We start from the raw sequence: 18,725 nt of genomic DNA on the forward strand, positions 1-18,725 counted from the left end.
CGAAGTGCTCTGGGCGGCCGACGGGGAGATGATCCGCGCCGCCTACACGCTGCGCTCCGGCGACGACGACTGGGGTCAAGCGGGCACTCTGGTGCGTGAGGTGATGGACGACCCGCAACGGGACCGCCTCATCGACAATGTTGTCCGCCATGTCTGTGCCGGTGTGAGGGAGCCGGTGCTGTCCCGGGTGTTCGACTACTGGCGCAATATCGACCCCGCACTCGGCGGGCGAATCGAATACGGCGTCGGCGCCAGACGCCAGAGGTTGTCCAACAAGTGATTTCGATCGGTTGATAGACCACGCCGACTGAGTGCGAAAGTGCGACAGACCGCATCGGCGGCGCATATGATCGCTTCCAGCGCACTCGCTGCCGCACACGGGTGGGCCTGGGTCGTCACTGTCCGGGTAATCACGGGTTGTGCGTCGTCAACACTTGAAAGTCAGGTTCGCGTGCTCTTCCGTCGTCTGGAGTACTTCGTCGCCGTCGCGCAGGAGCGACATTTCGCTCGGGCAGCCCAAAAATGCCATGTCTCCCAACCGGCCCTGTCGGCTGCAATCGCCAAGCTGGAACGCGAGCTGGGAACCCAGCTGGTCATCCGCGGACGCAACTTCGAAGGTCTCACACCCGAAGGAGAGCGGTTGGTGCACTGGGCCAAGCGGACGCTGGCTGAATACGAAACGCTGAAAGCTGAGCTGCGCTTCGATCGGTCCGAGATGACCGGGACCCTTCGACTGGGCGCCATCCCCACCGCTGCCACCACAGTTTCTCTGATGCTGGGGGCATTCTGCTCGGCGCATCCTTTGGTCAAGGTGCAGGTGCATTCCGCGCTCACCACGACGGAGTTGAACCAGCGACTCCGCAACTTCGAACTCGACGCCGCGATCGTGCCCGTCGCGGCCGGTGACGCCCGGGACGCACGACCGGTACCGCTGTATGAAGAGCGCTATCTGCTGGTTTCAGCCGCGGACATGCTTCCCCGAGAAAGCGCCTTGGTTCGGTGGCCGGATGCGGCAGAGCTGTCCCTACTGCTGCTCACCCAGGATATGCGGGTCCGTCAAATCATCGACAATGCCTTCGCCGATCACGGCATCACCGTGAGCCCACAAGTGGAAACAGACTCGGTCGCCACCTTGCTGGCGCAGGTTGCGACCGGTGACTGGGCCTGCATCGTTCCGCACACCTGGCTGTCGACAACGATATTGGCCCCTGACACGCGCGCCGTCGAACTCGTCGATCCCGCCGTACGAACCCAGATCGGCGTCGCGACCAACCCCACCGGCCCGACTGCGCCGGTGGCGCGCGCATTCGTTGAAAGTGCTCAGCAGTTGAAGCTGCACGACTTCTTCGATCAGCGGCTGGGGCCCGTCGACACCGGCAGCGGGCGTTAGGTGTTGAGTGCGACGGATGCTTCGGCGGTGTAGGTGAGGGTTTCTTGGAGGTAGACGGCGATCGCCAACCACCCGGGTTCGTTTTGTGGGACCTACCAACAGTTGCGCCAAATCTCTGGAACCAGCTCTGTAGCCATGGAATCGGGCTACATGAACAGTGAGACACCAAGGACGGCGACCTGAGGCGTGAGAATGCGCGTACTGGCTATCGACGGCGGCGGTGTGCGGGGACTGCTTCCCGCGCGGGTACTCGCGGAAGTCGAGCGGCGCACCGGCCGTTCGTGCCGGCAGTTGTTCGACCTCATCGTTGGTACCAGCACCGGCGGGATCATCGCGCTGGCTCTCGTCACACCGAGACCCGGTGGTAGCGAGCCCTGGCGGGCCGGCGAGGTGGTGGACTTCTACGACAAACACTGCCCGAAGATTTTTGCGCGACACACAGCACTACAGTCGAATTCAGCTGGAGTTGCCGGGTGCGGCGATCGCGTTGGACGATGCCCGACCGGACAACCTGGAGCGCTTACACGAGTATTGCGACGAGATGATCACGCGGTTCGATCGCGAACTGGACAACTGGTGCCACGCCCTGACGACTTCGAGAGGCAGCTAGCAGGCTGCCGGGCTTCGCGTCGACGAGAGGTCAACAGCCTGTTGTAGTTCGTCCGCACAGGTGGTTATGACGGCAGCAAGCCGCCCCTGGACGCCGGCCAGCGCGGTGGGCTGCGTGGCTGCGAGTGCGGCGCGGGCGGACGCGATATGCGCGGCTGCGGTACCCGGGTGCTCATCCGCCAGCGCGCCGACTGCGGCACCCAGGTCGTTGATCGCGGCGCGCAGCGGTTCGGCAAGCACGTCGGCGGTGTCGGTGCTGCTGGTGGCAATGCGTGCCAGATGCAGCACCGAGGTGGCGAGCAGTGCCAGCTGGGCGGCTCGGGCGTCGGCGGCACGAGTGGCGTTGCGCAAGGGCCAGCGGCGTGGGCAGAAGCGGGCCAACTGCTTGGCGGTGCTGCGAGCCTCGGCCAATCCCGCCAGCTGTCGGTGTAGCCGAGCGGCGGTGGCCAGGGCCCAGTCCGGTTCCGCGGCGGGCCGCGGATCGCCGTTCTGGCAGCCGATCTGGACAAGGATCTCGCGCAACTCCCGCAGAACCTCGCGGTGCGCGGTGCCGAGCACGGTCAGCGGATTCTTCGGGAAGACCACGATGCTGAAGACCACGGCCAAACCGCCGCCGATCAGTGCATCGAAGAGCCGTTCCAAGCCGAACCCGCGGGTTGCGAAGGCCAGGATGAGGATCGCAGACATGACAGTCTGGTTGACGAACATCGGCTTTTGGGCGGTGAAGCCCTGTGCGATCGTCACCGCCACCCATAGCGAGAGCAGCACCACGGTGGCCATCGCGATCGGTCCATCCCCGAGTACCGCGTGCACTCCAGTGCCTACCGCGATGCCCACCGCGACGCCGATCACCAGATCGGCAGCGATCTCCGCCCGGACCACGTTGGTTGCCCAGAGGCATACCGCCGCCGCGATCGGAGCGAAGAACGGGAGCACATGGCCGAGTACGTCGCGGGCGATCCACCAGGCAAGGCCGGCGGCGGCCGCTGTCTGCGCGATGGCCCACATCGCGACCCGGAATCGCCGGGTGGCATCCGGCCCTATCCAGGTGGTCCGCGGGGGAAGCGACGGCCGCATGGTCACACCCAACCGCATTTCGGGTCGCCGTGGGCAGCGCTGGCCGATATTCGTCGGCGCTACGGCGATGACACTTCGCGGCGCGCGGACGCGACATCGCCGACACCTACAATTTCACTGAATAGTCATCATTATTGTTGGAGAATTCTACAACTCACTTTCAGACACCGGTGAAAGTCGCCGCCACTTCGAGAACCAACTTGTATGCGCAATCGCGGGTTAAATAGTCGACAATCCCCGCAATTGCGGATAACTCCGGCCACTGGAATCGCCGCGCAGTCTGTGCACGGTCGCTGTGCCGACGTCTAAATACGTTGTTGCTGAAGCTATCCCGACGATGAGCCGGTGCAAATGAGACGGCTGCAGCGCCGGGCGGCCCGCGAGAAGAAATATCAATCAATAATCCGCCGAAACAGGGGGGACATAGGTGCTGCTCCGGCCTATCGTTTACTTGTGACCGTTGCCGCCGCGCCAATTTACTTAGTCGCACCTGTCGGTCGCGTCGCGATGGCCATGAAGCCCGGAATCCGGGTGGGTCTCGGGCCGCGCCGCGGGAGTGGTGATGAACGTCGTTGACATCTCCCGGTGGCAGTTCGGGATCACCACCGTCTATCACTTCATCTTCGTGCCGCTCACGATCGGTTTGGCGCCATTGATCGCGATCATGCAGACGGTGTGGGTGGCCACCGGGAACACCGCGTGGTACCGGCTGACCCGGTTTTTCGGCAAGCTCTTCCTGATCAACTTCGCGATCGGGGTGGCCACCGGGATCGTGCAGGAATTTCAGTTCGGGATGAACTGGAGTGAGTACTCACGTTTCGTCGGCGACGTCTTCGGGGCGCCGCTGGCGATGGAGGGGCTGGCGGCGTTCTTCTTCGAATCCATCTTCATCGGGTTGTGGATCTTCGGCTGGACCCGGTTGCCGCGGCTGGTGCACCTGGCCTGCATCTGGGTGGTTGCGGTTGCGGTGAACATCTCGGCCTTCTTCATCATCTCGGCCAATTCGTTCATGCAGCATCCGGTTGGGGCGCACTACAACCCGGTGACCGAACGTGCCGAGCTCGACAGCATCGTCGCACTGCTCACCAACAACACGGCCATCGCCGCCTTCACCCACACCGTCGGCGGGGCCTTGCTGACCGCGGGGGTGTTCGTGGCCGCGGTCAGCGCCTGGTGGATGGTCCGGGCGCCGCAATCCGAGGAATCGCGCACCATGTACCGGCCGGCCACCATGCTGGGCTGCCTGGTGGTGCTGTTGGCCGCCGGCGCATTGTTCCTGACCGGAGATGTGCAGGGCAAGCTGATGTTCCAGCAGCAGCCGATGAAGATGGCGTCCGCGGAATCGCTGTGTCACACCGAAACCGACCCGGAGTTCTCGATCCTGACCGCCGGAACCCACAACAACTGCGACAGCATCACCCGAATCATCGAGGCGCAGTACGTGCTGCCGTTCCTGGCGGAAGGCAAATTCAGCGGCGTCACCCTCGAAGGCGTCAAGGACCTCCAACTGCGCTACGAGAAGCAGTACGGACCGGGTGATTACCGGCCCAACCTGTTCGTGACTTACTGGTCGTTCCGGGCGATGGTGGGATTCCTGGCGGTGCCGTTGCTGTTCGCCCTGGTCGCCCTCTGGGTGACGCGACGCGGACGAATTCCCAAGCAGCGGTGGTTCTCCTGGTTCGCCTTGCTGACCATCCCCACGCCATTCCTGGCCAACAGCGCCGGATGGGTGTTCACCGAGATGGGCCGCCAGCCCTGGATCGTGGCGCCGAATCCCACCGGAGACCAGGCAATCCGGATCACGGTGCAGCAGGGCGTGTCCGATCACGCCGCCGGCACGGTAGTTATCTCGTTGGCCACCTTCACGTTGGTGTACGCGGTCTTCGCGGTGATCTGGTTCGGGCTGCTGCGCCGCTACGTGGTGGCCGGGCCCCAAGAGCACGACACCGAACCGGCGCCGCCCACCCCACCCGGTGCGGCCGAAACGGCGCCGCTGTCCTTTGCGTACTGAGAGGAGGTGATCCACGGTGGGCCTGCAGCAGGCGTGGTTCGTGATTCTGGCTGCGCTGTTTCTCGGTTTCTTCGTCCTGGAAGGCTTCGACTTCGGGGTCGGGATGCTGATGTTGCCGTTGGGCCGTATCGCCAAGGGCGACCCGGAGGCGCACCGCCGAGCGGTCCTCAACACGATCGGGCCGGTGTGGGACGGCAACGAAGTGTGGCTGATCACCGCGGGCGCGGCGATGTTCGCGGCATTTCCGAACTGGTACGCGACCGTCTTCTCCGCGCTGTATCTGCCGCTGCTGGCGATCCTGTTCGGAACGATACTGCGCCCGGTGGCCATCGAATGGCGGGGCAAGATCGACGATCCACAGTGGCGCCGGCGGGCCGACTTCGGTATTGCGGCCGGGTCCTGGCTGCCCGGAATTCTCTGGGGTGTGGCGTTTTCGATCCTGGTGCGCGGGCTGCCAGTGGATGCCGACCTGCGGGTCCACGTCACCTTCAGCGACGTGATCAACCCCTACACGGTGCTCGGCGGAGTGGCGACCGGGATGCTGTTTGTGTTCTACGGCGCGGTGTTCCTTGTCCTGAAGACAGCTCAGGGAGTCCACGAGGACGCGTTGCGGTTCGCCACGGCGTTGTCGCTGCCGGTGACGGCGGTCGTGACCGGCTACGGGCTGTGGACACAGGTCGCCTACGGAAAGGCGTGGACCTGGTTGGTGCTGCTGACCGCGGTGGTTGCCCAACTCGCGGCGGTCGGCCTGGTATGGCGCAACTGGATCGGGCTCAAGGTCATGACGGGCAACCCACGCGAGGGTTGGACGTTCGGGTGCGCATCGGTGGTGGTCGCCGCGGTGGTCGTGCTGCTGTTCGGGGCGCTGTACCCGAATCTGGTTCCCTCGACCCTGAATCCAGACTGGAACCTGACCATCTACAACGGGTCGTCGACGCCGTACACCCTGAAGATCATGACCTGGGCCGCGGGGCTCGTCGCGCCCGCGATCCTGGTGTATCAGGGCTGGACGTACTGGGTATTCCGGCAGCGGATCTCCGCGGAGTCCATTCCGGCATCAATCGGATTGCCCCGATGAGCGGGGGCACGGCGATGAAGGGGACACAGAAATGACGACAGCATCCGCTGAGGGATCCGAACCGGGCCGCTCGACGCTGCACGCAAAGCCGGAACTGCTGTTGGGCCAGGGCACCCCGGACTCGGCGGCGCCAGGCTGCGGCCCCGGCAAGGGGCAGCCGAAACAAAAGGACTACCACCACCCGGCGGCCGGCTACGGTGCCTCGTTCAGTGTCGCCAAGGTGTTGTTGAAGCGGCGCGAGATCCTGGAAGGCCCGCAGGTCATCACCCGGATGAACCACGAGAACGGCGGCTTCGACTGCCCCGGCTGCGCCTGGCCCGATGACCGCAAGGGTCTGCGCCTGGACATCTGTGAAAACGGCATCAAGCACTCGACCTGGGAAATGGACCCCAAACGCGTCGGCCCGGAGTTCTTTGCCGCCCATTCGGTGGCCGAATTGGCGACCTGGAGCGATTTCGCGCTGGAGGACGCCGGCCGGCTCACCGAACCCATGGTGTACGACGCGGAGTCCGATCACTACGTACCCATCGACTGGGACGCCGCGTTCGCGCTGGTCGGCAACACGCTGCAGAGCCTGGATTCCCCGGACCAGGCGACGTTCTACACCTCGGGCCGGCTCGGCAACGAGGCCACCTTCCTGTACCAGTGGTGGGTTCGCGAGTTCGGCACCAACAACTTTCCCGACTGCTCGAACATGTGCCAGGAAGCCAGCGGCAAGGCGATGCTGTCCTCGCTGGGCACCGGTAAGGGCACCGTCGACCTGATCGACTGGGAGAAATCCGACTGCCTGATCATCATGGGCGTCAACGCCGCATCCAACACCCCCCGGATGCTGACCGCACTGGCGGAGGCCTACCGTCGCGGAGCGCAGGTCGTGCACATCAACCCGCTGGTCGAGGCCGCGGCAACCCGCACCATCGTTCCGCACGAGATGGTCGATATGGCGCTGTTCCGGTCCACCAACACCAGCACCATGAACATCCAGCCGCGGATCGGCGGGGACTTCGCGCTGATGCGTGGTGTGGCCAAGGCGCTGTTGGAGGCGTCCGTCAACGACCCCGAAGCGATCGACCAACTGTTCATCGACCGCTACACCCACGGCTTCGCCGAGTACCGGGCGGCCTGCGAGGCGGTGAGCTGGCCGGAGATCGAACACCAGTCGGGGGTGCCGGTCGAGCAGATCCACGTCCTGGCCCGCATCTACCGGCAGGCGCGGGCCAGCATCATCGCGTGGTGCCTGGGCGTCAGCCAGCACGCCCACGGCCCCGACGCCGTCCGCGAGATCATCAACCTGTTGTTGTTGCGCGGCAACATCGGCCGGGAAGGCGCCGGGCCGTGCTGTATCCGCGGGCACAGTAACGTCCAAGGCAACCGCACCTGCGGTATCGACCACCACCCGTCCAAGCAGACACTGGACTACCTCGCTGACGCCTGTGAGATCGAGGTCCCGCGCCACCACGGGCTCGACGTGGTCTCCACCATCCACGCCATGCACCGCGGCGACGTCAAGGTGTTCGTCGGAATGGGCGGCAACTTCGCCATCGCGGCACCCGACACCGCCTACACCTTCGAGGCGCTGCGTCGCTGCGAACTCACCGTTCAGGTGTCCACCAAACTCAACCGCAGCCACCTGGTCCATGGCCGCAACGCGTTGATTCTGCCGTGCGTGTCGCGCACCGAGATCGACCGGCAGGCCGGCGGCGTGCAGTCGATCACGGTCGAGGACTCGATGAGCATGGTGCACCTGTCGGTCGGGATGAAAGAGCCGGCCTCTCCGCATCTACTTTCTGAGCCGGCCATCATCGCCGGCATGGCCAAAGCCACATTGCCGGCCACGCACACCCCGTGGGACGACCTGGTGGCGGACTACGATCGGATCCGCGACCGGATGGCCAAGGGCCTGTACGGATTTGAAGACTTCAACCGTCGGGTGCGGCAACCGCTGGGGTTCCGTATCCGGCAACCAGCACGGGAACTGGTGTTTTTGACCGACTCCGGTCGCGCCCAGTTCTCCGCGGCCGCGCTGCCCGACGTGCTGCCCGCCCCCGGTCAGTTGGTGTTGGGCACCATGCGCTCCCACGACCAGTTCAACACCACCATCTACTCCGACGACGACCGCTACCGCGGGGTGAAGAACCTGCGCACGCTGCTGTTCATGAACACCGCGGACATGGAAGCGATGGGCATCAACGAGTTCGACTACATCGACATCACCAGCATCGCCCGGGACGGCAGCCGGCGCAGCGTGTACGGCTACCGGGCGGTCGGCTACAACATTCCGCGCGGCAACGCCGCCGGGTACATGCCCGAACTCAACGTGCTGTGCCCGATCAGCGACATCAACGAGGAGAGCAGCCAACCGGTGATGAAGCACGTGCCGATCGAGGTCACCCACTCGAAGGCCCGGTGACCGTGGGCCGGGTAACGACGCGCCGCCGGGCCAGCCACGTCGCAGCCGGTCATGCGGCAGAACGGCCGGAAACCCTCGCTGTCGAGGAGCCGCTCGAGATCCGGGTCAACGGCCGTGCGTTGACGGTCACCATGCGCACCCCCGGCTCCGACTTCGAACTGGCGCAGGGATTTCTGCTGACCGAAGGCATCATCGCGGGCCGCGACGACGTCGTGTCGGCACGGTATTGCCGCGGGGCGCGGTCGGCCGCGTCCAACACCTACAACGTGGTGGACGTGACCTTGGGCGCCGGGGTCCCGATGCCGGAGGTCGACGTCACCCGCAACTTCTACACCACGTCCTCGTGCGGCATCTGCGGCAAGGCATCGTTGGACGCGGTGCACTCGGTCAGCCGGTTCGATCCCGGCAGCGACCCGTTCACCCTCGACGCGCACGCGATCGCGGCAATGCCGGGGCGACTTCGGGCCGCCCAAAATGTGTTCGACAGTACCGGTGGTCTGCACGGGGCGGCGCTGTTCGATACCGACGGCCGGATGCTGGTCGCCCGCGAGGACATCGGCCGCCACAACGCGGTGGACAAGGTGATCGGCTGGGCGGTTGAGCAGGATCGGCTGCCGTTGACCGGTACCGTCCTGCTGGTCAGCGGTCGCGCATCCTTCGAGTTGACCCAGAAGGCCGTGATGGCGGGAATCCCGGTGCTGGCCGCGGTTTCCGCGCCGTCCTCGCTTGCGGTCGATCTGGCCACCCAGTCCGGACTGACGCTGGTGGCCTTCCTGCGCGGAGACTCGATGAACGTCTACAGCAGGCCCGACCGGGTGGTCGCCTGCCGCGGACCGGCGACGGCGGAGGATGACGTCACGATCGTCGCGTGATGACCGCACAGCACCCGCGGTGCCGGATGTGTTTGTCTCCAGAAGACGACGAATCCGCCAGAGTTGCTCGGTTGAGGACGTGGGCTGCCCGGGTCGGGCTGGGTAGCGTTGGCGACAACGCAAGGCTGATACCGACCGATGAAACAGGAAAACATGCTGGCGGTCTTACACATGCTGACGACGATGCGGCGTCCGGTGCTGCTCTCGCCGACGATCGGCGATCCGGCGAACCGGGCGACCCCGCCCCCTGTGTACGGGTGACGATGCACGGCAGCACCGCCCGACTCTCCGCCTCCAAACCGGTACCGCAGCCGGCGGGAGGGTGGGACGCACTCTTCGACGCGCTGTTCAGCGAGCTGGTGCCGCTCGCTGAACAGGTCCGGGAAGCGATCCAGGATCAGCTACCCGACTACCGCGTCATGGACAGCGCGTCGCTCGACGACGAGATCGGGTTGCAGCTGGACCTCGTTCTACAGTCCGCGCGCAGCCGACGACCGGCGGCAAGCGAGCACGAACTCGCATCGCTGGCCGCAATCGGGGAAGCGCGAGCGCAGCAGGGCGTGCCGATCGACGAGATGCTGCGGGCCTGGCGCATCGGCATTGACGTGGTCGTCTCTCGCGCGCGGGCGCAGGGCGTGCGCCTCGGTGTCGCCGACGCCGCCGTGCTGGAGTTCGTGCAATCGACGCTCAACTGGTCCGACGTGGCCATGGTCGCCACCGCCCGGGCGCACCGTGGGGCGGAGCTCGCATTCGGGTTCGCCGAGCAGGAGCTCCTTGCCACCTTTGTCCGCGGCGTATTGTCGGGCACCATCCCCGCCGCCGAACTGGGCATCCAGGCCAAGGCGTACGGTCTCGACCTGGCCTGCGAGTACGTCGCGGTCCGCGCTCTGCTCAGCGACGACACCGGGCAGCGCAAGCTGGAATGCGCACTGGGCTTTCATGATCCGGCACAGCATGGACTGTGCGTCGTGGTTGACGGGTGTGTCGTCGGCTTCCTGAATCAGTCACCGCCGCAAGACATCGACGCCGTCGTCGGTGTCGGTCCACCAACGCCACTGGGGCGCCTGGCTGACTCGTATCGATTGGCGACTCGGGCGCTGACCACGCTGCAAGCCTGCGGGATCCGCGGTGCCCACGATCTTGCGTCGCTCGGTGTGTGGGCGGCGGTGGCCGCGGACGCCGATGTCGGACACGCGGTGCGCAGGCAATACCTCGAACCTCTCGCCGAGGGCGGCACCAGTCGCGAGCTGATCGCTACGCTTCGCGCGTTTCTGGAGTGCGGGATGCGCGTTGAGCGGGCGGCGGCACGGCTTTTCGTCCACCAGAACACCGTGCGCTACCGGCTGGCCCGCTTCGAGGAGCTCACCGGGGCCAGCCTGCGCGAGGCGGTAGATCTGTTCGGGGTGTGGTGGGCGCTGCAGTCGCAACGCGCCGACGCCGTCCCACAGATTTCATCCGGCATGTTCCGTGCCGACCCCGCATTCAGCTGAAATCCGGTGATTCACCGGGTCTTCCGCAGCGGGCGCCGCCCAGGCGGTTGTGTCAGCGCGCCAACGGGCTGTAGAACACCACGCCGTTGCCCTTGTTGTCGTAGACCACCGCGCGGCGCTCGTGCGCGTCGTCGTACGGGCCCTTCACGATGCCGCCGCCGCTGGCCTCGACGGCCTTCGCCGCGGCGTCGACATCGGCGGTCTTGATCCCGACCACAACCTGACCGGGAATGGGATGGTCCACCGCCGTCGCCAGGGCCAGGGTGATCGGGCCGCCGTCGAGCGCGGCGAAGTGGGCGCCGTCGCGAAACTTCAGGGCCATGCCCAGGGTTTCGCTGTAGAACCGGATCGACTCGTCCAGGTCGTCGGTGGACAAGACGATCATCTTGACCTCATGGTCGCTCAACGCTGCCTCCTTCACTACCGAATCCGGGTGCGTTGGTCGGCGACAGGCGATCCATCCCGGATGCGATGGCCCAGCCCAGCAGCCCGGCCACCAATCCGAAACCCAGATGGAAGAGAGCTTTCTCGCTGAGCGCGACCGATGCAAGGGTCCCGTGGTGTCCGCCGAGCACGCCGACCAGGTGAATGGGGGCGGCCGCGATCGCAATGGCCCACCGCTGTTGGCGAGCCATGGCGGCCACCGCACACAGCAACACCGCTGCAGCCAGGTAGCGGGTGCAGTAAAGGGGGCCGGGCATCACCTGCTGGGCCATCGTCGCCACCGTCGCGGCCGCACCCACCGCGAGTACCGTCGCGTGTCGGCGGCTGGTCAGCGTCACCGCGACCAGCAAGGTCAACCAGATCAACCCGCGGTGCCCGGGCAGCCCGATCGGACTGCGGACGTCGGCGTAGACGACGGTCAGCACGACCGCCAGCACCGGGAACGCCACCTCGCGGGCGAATAGCCAACCGGTCGCTGCGGGCCTCGTCGATTGCAGCACAGTCACGGCCACACGGTAGGCCGGTCGGGCGCATCTGCACAACCTCAAGTGCGGAAGCTCCGCTGGTTGAGCTTCCGCCTATGCGCCCCATAGCATCCACTGATGCGCTCGTTTGCTGGACGCCTGATGGTGCTCGCCTTCGCCGCCCTGCTGCTCGGCGGCTGCAGTCACCCGCAAACCGGCAACGATGGTGCCTCCTTCGTCGTCCGGTACAACGACCAGGTGCTGGCCAGCTTCACCCCGGCGCGCCTCGACAGCCTGCCGCAGGTGGACATCGCGACGCCGCAGTCGCACGGCGAGAAGGTGCAGCACGGTCCGACGGTGCGTTCGGTTCTCGACGCCGCAGGGGCCAGCGGCGTGCGCAGCGTTCGGGTAGAGGGACGTGACCCGGCTCAGACCCTGACCGCCGCGGAGCTGACCGACCAGGTGATCGTGAGCGTGACCAAGCGCAGCACGGTCAAGCTGGCCGGCACCAACCTCGAGCGCGGACGATGGGTTCGCGATGTCACTGCGCTGGTGGTCAACCCGTGACCGGTGGTGCCGATCTGCTGATCGGCATCGATGACACCGATGACTTGTGGAGTCCGGGAACCGGCCGGCGTGCCCGTGCGCTGTTGGTCGAGTTGGCGGCCGCCGGGCTGGGCACATCGGCCGGGGCCACCCGCCACCAGCTACTGGTCGACGACCGCATCCCCTACACGTCGCACAACTCCAGTGCCTGTCTGGCCTGGCAGAGTCCCGCCGGCGACCCGGAAGCGGTGCGCGATCAGGTCATCGCGCTGGCCGGCCGGTTCCTGGAACGGGTCTGCCCGCCGGAGGCCGACCCCGGGCTGGTGGTGGCGGTGCCGGATCGGCTCGACGGCGCGGCGACGCAATTGGTGGAGTTCGGCCGGCGGGCCAAACGCGAGGTGTTGGATCCCGACGCGGCACGGCAGCTCGCGGCACAGGTCGGTGTGCACCTGTCCGGCCACGGCGGGACCCAGGGCGGTGTGTTGGGTGCGTTGGCCGGGGTCGGGCTGCACCTGTCCGGCAACGACGGTCTGTTCATCACCATCCCCGGCCTCGAGGACCTGCCCCATCAGGCCACCCTGGACCAGCTGCGCGCATTAGTACCCATCGACGACGCCCGCGCCGGCCATGACAGCGCCGCTCGGCGACCGGAGCCCGACGAGATGATCGAGCTGGGCGACTGGGTGCGGCCCGTGCTGCTCGACGGCCGCACGGTGCTGCTGCTGGACCCGCCCCGGCGGCAGCCTGACGGCTCGCGCAGCTGGCGCACCGCGCCGCGATCGGTGGTCAAAAAGCACTGAAGGGCCGACCGCAGCAGCGGTGAACATACCAGTCAGCATTCGGCAAATCATGACCAAATCAGCAGAGAATTACTCAGATGCGGGTCATATGATTCCCTGGGTCGGAGTAGAGTCGCCAGGAACTGCGCCCAAAACCGCGGGGGTGCGCGGGCGGGTGCGGCAAGAAGGGAAGATCGGTCATGACGCTGCGAGTGGTACCCGAAGGACTTGCCGCCACCAGTGCCGCCGTCGAGGCGATCACCGCACGACTGGCGGCCGCGCACGCCGCCGCCGCACCGGCCATCACCGCGGTGGTTCCGCCCGCGGCGGACCCGGTATCGGTGCAATCCGCTGCGGAATTCAGTGTGCGGGGCGGCCAGCACGCGGCAGCGGCGGCGCAGGGAGTTGAAGTGTTGGGCCGGGCCGGAATCGGGGTGGGTGCCGCCGGCGCCAGCTACGCGGCCGGCGACGCGGCCGCGGCCGCGGCGTATGCCCCGTTGACCTGATGACTCAGCCGGTCTGGCTGGCGTTCCCGCCGGAGGTGCACTCGACGCTGCTGAGCGCGGGTCCCGGGCCGGGTCCGCTGCTGGCCGCCGCCGCGACCTGGACGTCATTGAGCACCGAATACGAGACGGCGGCCAGCGAGTTGACCGCGCTGCTGGCCGGCGCCCAACAGAGCTGGGAAGGGCCGACCGCGGGACAGTATGTCGCGGCCCACATGCCGTATCTGGCGTGGCTGGCGCTGGCCGGTGCGGTCAGCGCTCGGGCCGCCGTACAGCACGAAGTCACCGCCGGCGCCTACACCGCCGCGCTGGCCGCGATGCCGACACTGCCCGAACTGGCCGCCAACCACCTCGTCCACGGGGTGCTGGCGGCGACCAACTTCTTCGGCGTCAACACGATCCCGATCGCGATCAACGAGGCCGACTACGCGCGGATGTGGACCCAGGCCGCCACCACGATGAGCACCTATGAGGCCACCGCCGCGTCGGCCGCCGCCGCGGGTGGCGGCGGTGGTGGCGGTGGTGGAGGGGGCGGCGGCGGTGGGTCGTTCGAGTTGCCCACTCCCGCGGAGATCTGGCAGATGATCTTCGGCCCCGATGGTCAAACTCAGCCCGGGCAGGGCCAGGGCAACTGGACGCCGGCGGAGTACCTGCAGAACCTGTCCAACTTCATCAACGGCAACGAGAAGGCCCTGGCCTGGCTGCAACAGAACTTCCAGGGCCCCCTGACACCCGCCCAATTCTATGAACTGACTACCTATTTCATCGCCTGGCAGACGTATCGGGTGGTGAACTGGACGCTGCGGACACTTCGGTTCCTGGTCCAGCTGTCGCCGCTGCTGCTGTCGACGGGGCTGAACCTGGCGGTCGCCGGCCTGGGCAGCGTCGCTCCGCTGGCCGGTGCCGCGGGGCTGTCCGGGTTGGCCGGACTGGCCGGGTTGGCCGGCGTTCCGGCGCCATTGCCCGCTGCGCCGACACCGGCCACCGTGCCGCCGCCCGCGTCCGGTGTCGCGACGACGGGTGGATCCGCCGCCGTCTCGGCGTCAGCACCCGCCGCGCCGGCCACCGCGGCATCGACACCGCCGGCCGCACCGGCCGGACCGCCGCCAGCCCTGCCGCCGTTGACCGGGCTCGAGGGCAATGCGTTCGGCTACCTGGTCGGCTGGATCGGTACCGGGCTCCCGTCGCCGACCGGTGCCGGGGCCAAGGCGCCGGGGCCCAGACTGCCGGTCGCCGCGGCGGTGGTGGCCGACGAGCCGAGACCCGCCGCGGCATCGCAGCACCGGCGTCGCCGATCCGGGCAAACCGACCCCGGCTACCGCTACGAGTACCTCGACACCGACGGCGAGGTCACGCCCACCGCGTCGGGTCGTGGTGTGGGTGCGTTGGGTTTTGCGGGGACGGGGCGGAGTTCGCGGGTGGGGTTGGCGGGTGGGTTGGCGGTGTTGGCGGGTGATGGGTTTGGTGGTGCTCCGCGGGTGCCGTTGGTGCCGGATTCGTGGGAGGGGGAGGAGCGGGTCGGGAACTGAGGTTGGTGTGTGTGTGATTGGTGATTGGTTTGGGAGGAAGGTGTAGGCGATGAGTTTGTTGGATGCTCATATTCCGCAGTTGGTGGCGTCGGAGTCGGCGTTTGGTGCCAAGGCGGCGTTGATGCGCTCGACGATGGGTCAGGCGGAGCAGTCGGCGTTGGCGGCGCAGGCGTTTCATATGGGTGAGTCGTCGGCGGCGTTTCAGGGTGCGCATGCGCGGTTTGTTGCGGTGGCGGCGAAGGTGAATGCGTTGCTGGATATTGCGCAGGCGAATCTGGGTGATGCTGGGGGTACGTATGTGGCTGCGGATGCGGCTGCGGCGTCGAGTTACACGCCGGGCGTGTAGGTAAGGAGTTTGGTGATGTCGCAGATTATGTACAACTACCCGGCGATGTTGGCGCATGCCGGGGATATGTCTGGGTATGCGGGGACGTTGCAGGCTGTGGGTGCTGATATTTCTGCTGAGCAGGCGGCGTTGTCGTCGGCGTGGCAGGGGGATACGGGGATGACGTATCAGGCGTGGCAGGCGCAGTGGAATCAGGCGATGGTGGAGTTGGTGCGGGCGTATGCGGCGATGGCTGGTACGCATGAGTCCAACACGTTGGCCATGCATGCCCGCGACGCCGCCGAAGCCGCCAAGTGGGGCTGATGCCCTGACTTCTGGTTCGCCGAGATCGACACGGGCGCGGGAATAGTCGAGCGGGCACCGCGCTGCCGTCGATCTCGGTGAGGCAGGGCCGCGCGTACTGTCGGTGGTGTGCGTAGTGATAACGACACCTGGGACATCACCACCAGCGTCGGTTCGACGGCGCTGTTGGTCGCCGCCGCTCGAGCACTGGAGGCGCAGAAGCCCGATCCGCTGGCCGTCGACCCGTACGCGGAGATCTTCTGCCGCACCGTGGGCGGCGATTGGGCCGGTGTGCTCGACGGTCAGTGCCCCGACCATCGGCTGAAGAACAGCGAGTGGGGCGAGCACTTCGTCAACTTCCAGGGCGCCCGCACCCGCTACTTCGACGACTACTTCCGCCGCGCCGCCGACGCGGGGGTGCGCCAGGTGGTCATCCTCGCGGCCGGCCTGGACTCCCGGGCCTACCGGCTGTCGTGGCCGGACGGCACCACCATCTTCGAACTGGACCAGCCGCAAGTCCTCGAGTTCAAGCACGAGGTACTGGCCGAGCACCGTGCTGAGCCGCGCGCCGAGCGGCGCGAGATCGCCGTCGACCTGCGCGACGATTGGCCGGCCGCCCTGCGTGACCGTGGATTCGACCCGGCACAGCCATCCGCCTGGATCGCCGAGGGCCTGCTGATCTACCTGCCGGCCACCGCCCAGCACGACCTGTTCAGCGGCATCGACTCGCTGGCCTGCCCCGGCAGCCATGTCGGCATCGAGGACGGTGCCCCGCTGGACGCGGACCTGCACGCCGCCGCGGTCGAGGAAGAACGCAACTCCGAGGACGAGCAGCTGAACTTCCACCAGCTGATCTACAACGAGCAGACCGCCCCGGCCGACCAGTGGTTCGGCTCGCGGGGCTGGACGGCGGTCCCGACGCCGTTGGCCGACTACCTGCGCAGCGTCGGGCGACCCGTTCCCGGTATGGATATCCCCGCCGGACCGATGGTCGCCCGCAACACCCTGGTCCGCGCCGTAAAGGGCTGACCGCGGGCCGGGTGCCTCAGACCGCCGAGCGCTCCAGGATGTGCACGCCGCAGGCCGAGCCCAGGCCGATCACGTGGGCCAGACCGACTCTGGCGTTCTCGATCTGGCGGTCACCGGCCTCACCGCGCAGGTGGTGGCAGACCTCCCAGATGTTGGCGATGCCGGTGGCCGCGATCGGGTGGCCTTTGGACTGCAGGCCGCCGGAGACGTTCACCGGAGTCGAGCCGTCGCGCCAGGTCGCGCCGGAATTGAAGAAGTCGGCCGCGCCACCTTCCTCGCACAGCATCAGGTTGTCGTAGTGCACCAGCTCGGCGGTGGCGAAGCAGTCGTGCAGTTCGACCAGGTCCAGATCGGCGGGGCCGATGCCGGCCTGCTCATACGCGGTCGCCGCGGCATTGTGGGTGAGCGTGTTGACGTTCGGCAGGACCTGGCAGCCCGCTTCGTAGGGGTCGGTGGTCAGCACCGAGGCGGCGACCTTCACCGCACGCCGCTGTTGTTCTAGCGACAGTGATTTCAGCGTCTGGCCGTTGCAGACGATCGCTGCGGCGGCGCCGTCGCAGTTGGCCGAGCACATCGGGCGGGTATTGGGGTAGGCGATCATGACGTCGTTCATGATCTGCTCGAGGGTGAAGCGCTTCTGGTAGGCGGCCAGCGGGTTCAGCGTCGAATGGGCATGGTTCTTCTCGCTGATCTTGGCGAACAGTTCGAAGCTGGTGCCGCCGTACTTGTGTCCGTACTCGGTACCGATCTGGGCGAAGACACCCGGCATCGCCTCGGTGCCGATCCGGCCGTCGATCGGGGCGACGGCACCGTAGCGACCTGCCGGCTGCCACACGTCGGCGTCTTTCTTCTTCCCGCCCCCGGCGCCCAGCAGCCCGGCGCCGGACAGCTTCTCCACGCCCACCGCCATGCCGTAGGTGGCCTCACCGGCCTTGACCGCCATGATGGCGGTCCGCAGGGCGGTGGCGCCGGTGGCACAGGCGTTGGCGACGTTGTAGACCGGGATGCCGGTTTGGCCGATCTGCTTCTGCAACTGCTGACCGATCCCGGCATTGGCGGCCATCAGGTTGCCGGCGGCCAGCACCCCGATGTCCGACATGGTCAGGCCGGCGTCGGCCAGCGCACCGAGCGCTGCCTCGGTGGCCAGGTCCACGGTGTCCCGATCGGCGTGCTTGCCGAACGGGGTCATCGCAATCCCGAGGATCCAGATCTCGTCGCTGGCGCTCATCGTCGCTGCTCCTTATGTATGGCAGGGATAAGTCAGGGGATGGGTTCGAAGCCGAAGCCGATGGCCTCGGTGCCCTCGGTGTCGGTACCGATCGGATAGGTGGCCAGCCGTACCTTCATCCCGTCGCGGATGTGTTCAGCGTCCGGCGTGACGTTGATGAGGTTGGCGCGCACCTGCGTGCCGTCGCAGTCGATCACCGAGGCGACGAAGGGGACGGGCACGCCGGGCGCGGCGAACGCGACGATGGTGAACGCGCGCACCGTGCCCTCGGTCGCGATCGCGACGCTGCTGAAGTCGGTGGCGAAACAGCCGGCGCAGGCGTTGCGGCGGTCGAAGAACCGGGCGCCACAACCGGTGCATTGCTGTGCGACCAGGTGGGGCGGGCCGTCATCGAGGACCAGATAGTCGACCAGTGGGATCTGCCCGGTCATAAACACCTCCGTTGTGTCTGCTGGCGACGTTAGCAACGGAGGCAGGCGATTGGTCTGCCGGTGGGCCTGTGGGAACTCGAATGCCGCCCGATGCGACCAACTAGGGACAGTTCGCAGGTCCAATCGTGCGGTGCGCGTCACACCTTCGTTGGGAGGCGTTGTCGTCCGCCGAGCTCTGGAGTACTGTCCCAGAGGTCTTGTTGACAA

At 66.8% G+C, this 18,725-nt stretch carries 21 protein-coding genes; 16 read left to right on the forward strand and 5 right to left on the reverse strand.

Going from position 1 to position 18,725, the window contains the following annotated elements; all coding sequences use genetic code 11:
• From AC5Y36_RS23910 to AC5Y36_RS23920, 3 genes are all read left to right on the forward strand, one after another.
• The coding region (locus AC5Y36_RS23910) for a catalase-related domain-containing protein (RefSeq protein ID WP_500043456.1) at positions 1–280 on the forward strand (280 nt) is incomplete at its 5' end.
• A 171-nt stretch (positions 281–451) separates the two neighbouring features.
• A complete protein-coding gene (locus tag AC5Y36_RS23915) occupies positions 452–1,390 on the forward strand; it encodes a LysR family transcriptional regulator (RefSeq protein ID WP_500043479.1) in 939 nt (312 codons plus the stop codon).
• 192 nt (positions 1,391–1,582) lie between these two features.
• Positions 1,583–2,047 carry a patatin-like phospholipase family protein gene (locus AC5Y36_RS23920; protein WP_500043457.1) on the forward strand — a complete coding sequence of 155 codons (465 nt, stop codon included), beginning with the start codon at positions 1,583–1,585 and terminating at the stop codon, positions 2,045–2,047.
• Here AC5Y36_RS23920 and AC5Y36_RS23925 read toward each other — a convergent pair.
• Entirely contained in the window at positions 1,997–3,094 is a 1,098-nt protein-coding gene (locus AC5Y36_RS23925) for an FUSC family protein (RefSeq protein WP_500043458.1), read from the reverse strand. The genes AC5Y36_RS23920 and AC5Y36_RS23925 overlap by 51 nt on opposite strands.
• A gap of 544 nt (positions 3,095–3,638) precedes the next feature.
• On the opposite strand from AC5Y36_RS23925, the gene AC5Y36_RS23930 reads away from it, so the two are divergent.
• From AC5Y36_RS23930 to AC5Y36_RS23955, 6 genes are all read left to right on the forward strand, one after another.
• Complete coding sequence (locus AC5Y36_RS23930; RefSeq protein WP_500043459.1) at positions 3,639–5,087, forward strand: cytochrome ubiquinol oxidase subunit I; 1,449 nt, start codon at positions 3,639–3,641, stop codon at positions 5,085–5,087.
• Positions 5,088–5,103: 16 nt separating this feature from the next.
• On the forward strand, positions 5,104–6,165 hold the full coding sequence (gene cydB / locus AC5Y36_RS23935; RefSeq protein WP_500043460.1) for a cytochrome d ubiquinol oxidase subunit II: 1,062 nt from the start codon (positions 5,104–5,106) through the stop codon (positions 6,163–6,165).
• A gap of 31 nt (positions 6,166–6,196) precedes the next feature.
• Positions 6,197–8,575 carry an FdhF/YdeP family oxidoreductase gene (locus AC5Y36_RS23940; RefSeq protein ID WP_500043461.1) on the forward strand — a complete coding sequence of 793 codons (2,379 nt, stop codon included), beginning with the start codon at positions 6,197–6,199 and terminating at the stop codon, positions 8,573–8,575.
• 2 nt (positions 8,576–8,577) lie between these two features.
• On the forward strand, positions 8,578–9,447 hold the full coding sequence (gene fdhD / locus AC5Y36_RS23945) for a formate dehydrogenase accessory sulfurtransferase FdhD (protein WP_500043462.1): 870 nt from the start codon (positions 8,578–8,580) through the stop codon (positions 9,445–9,447).
• A gap of 138 nt (positions 9,448–9,585) precedes the next feature.
• The gene (locus AC5Y36_RS23950) at positions 9,586–9,708 is read left to right on the forward strand and encodes a hypothetical protein (protein WP_500043463.1); all 123 of its coding nucleotides are present in this window, start codon (positions 9,586–9,588) and stop codon (positions 9,706–9,708) included.
• 2 nt (positions 9,709–9,710) lie between these two features.
• Positions 9,711–10,937 (forward strand): PucR family transcriptional regulator, encoded by a 1,227-nt coding sequence (locus AC5Y36_RS23955; protein ID WP_500043480.1) that lies wholly within the window; start codon positions 9,711–9,713, stop codon positions 10,935–10,937.
• A 52-nt stretch (positions 10,938–10,989) separates the two neighbouring features.
• On the opposite strand, the gene AC5Y36_RS23960 is transcribed toward AC5Y36_RS23955, so the two are convergent.
• A complete protein-coding gene (locus AC5Y36_RS23960) occupies positions 10,990–11,343 on the reverse strand; it encodes a VOC family protein (RefSeq protein ID WP_500043464.1) in 354 nt (117 codons plus the stop codon).
• Positions 11,330–11,887, reverse strand: a complete 558-nt coding sequence (locus AC5Y36_RS23965; protein ID WP_500043465.1) for a hypothetical protein — start codon at positions 11,885–11,887, stop codon at positions 11,330–11,332. The genes AC5Y36_RS23960 and AC5Y36_RS23965 overlap by 14 nt, the downstream gene beginning before the upstream one ends.
• A 120-nt stretch (positions 11,888–12,007) precedes the next feature.
• Between AC5Y36_RS23965 and AC5Y36_RS23970 the strand changes: the two genes are divergently transcribed.
• From AC5Y36_RS23970 to AC5Y36_RS24000, 7 genes are all read left to right on the forward strand, one after another.
• On the forward strand, positions 12,008–12,412 hold the full coding sequence (locus tag AC5Y36_RS23970; protein WP_500043481.1) for a hypothetical protein: 405 nt from the start codon (positions 12,008–12,010) through the stop codon (positions 12,410–12,412).
• Positions 12,373–13,191, forward strand: a complete 819-nt coding sequence (locus tag AC5Y36_RS23975; RefSeq protein ID WP_500043466.1) for a hypothetical protein — start codon at positions 12,373–12,375, stop codon at positions 13,189–13,191. The genes AC5Y36_RS23970 and AC5Y36_RS23975 overlap by 40 nt, the downstream gene beginning before the upstream one ends.
• Before the next feature lie 179 nt (positions 13,192–13,370).
• Positions 13,371–13,676, forward strand: coding sequence for a PE family protein (locus AC5Y36_RS23980; RefSeq protein ID WP_500043467.1), 306 nt, complete (start codon positions 13,371–13,373; stop codon positions 13,674–13,676).
• Positions 13,676–15,202, forward strand: a complete 1,527-nt coding sequence (locus AC5Y36_RS23985) for a PPE family protein (RefSeq protein WP_500043468.1) — start codon at positions 13,676–13,678, stop codon at positions 15,200–15,202. The genes AC5Y36_RS23980 and AC5Y36_RS23985 overlap by 1 nt, the downstream gene beginning before the upstream one ends.
• A 49-nt stretch (positions 15,203–15,251) precedes the next feature.
• Positions 15,252–15,548: a type VII secretion protein EsxS gene (locus AC5Y36_RS23990; RefSeq protein WP_500043469.1), complete on the forward strand. Its 297-nt coding sequence runs from the start codon at positions 15,252–15,254 to the stop codon at positions 15,546–15,548.
• Between the two features lie 15 nt (positions 15,549–15,563).
• Positions 15,564–15,851 carry a WXG100 family type VII secretion target gene (locus AC5Y36_RS23995; protein WP_500043470.1) on the forward strand — a complete coding sequence of 96 codons (288 nt, stop codon included), beginning with the start codon at positions 15,564–15,566 and terminating at the stop codon, positions 15,849–15,851.
• Positions 15,852–15,959: 108 nt separating this feature from the next.
• Positions 15,960–16,859 (forward strand): class I SAM-dependent methyltransferase, encoded by a 900-nt coding sequence (locus AC5Y36_RS24000; protein WP_500043471.1) that lies wholly within the window; start codon positions 15,960–15,962, stop codon positions 16,857–16,859.
• Positions 16,860–16,875: 16 nt separating this feature from the next.
• On the opposite strand, the gene AC5Y36_RS24005 is transcribed toward AC5Y36_RS24000, so the two are convergent.
• Positions 16,876–18,087 carry a thiolase family protein gene (locus AC5Y36_RS24005; protein ID WP_500043472.1) on the reverse strand — a complete coding sequence of 404 codons (1,212 nt, stop codon included), beginning with the start codon at positions 18,085–18,087 and terminating at the stop codon, positions 16,876–16,878.
• Between the two features lie 32 nt (positions 18,088–18,119).
• Positions 18,120–18,518 (reverse strand): Zn-ribbon domain-containing OB-fold protein, encoded by a 399-nt coding sequence (locus AC5Y36_RS24010; RefSeq protein ID WP_500043473.1) that lies wholly within the window; start codon positions 18,516–18,518, stop codon positions 18,120–18,122.
• Between the last annotated feature and the right edge of the window lie 207 nt (positions 18,519–18,725).

The sequence above is a fragment of the Mycobacterium sp. NGS50 genome (genome assembly GCF_059812545.1).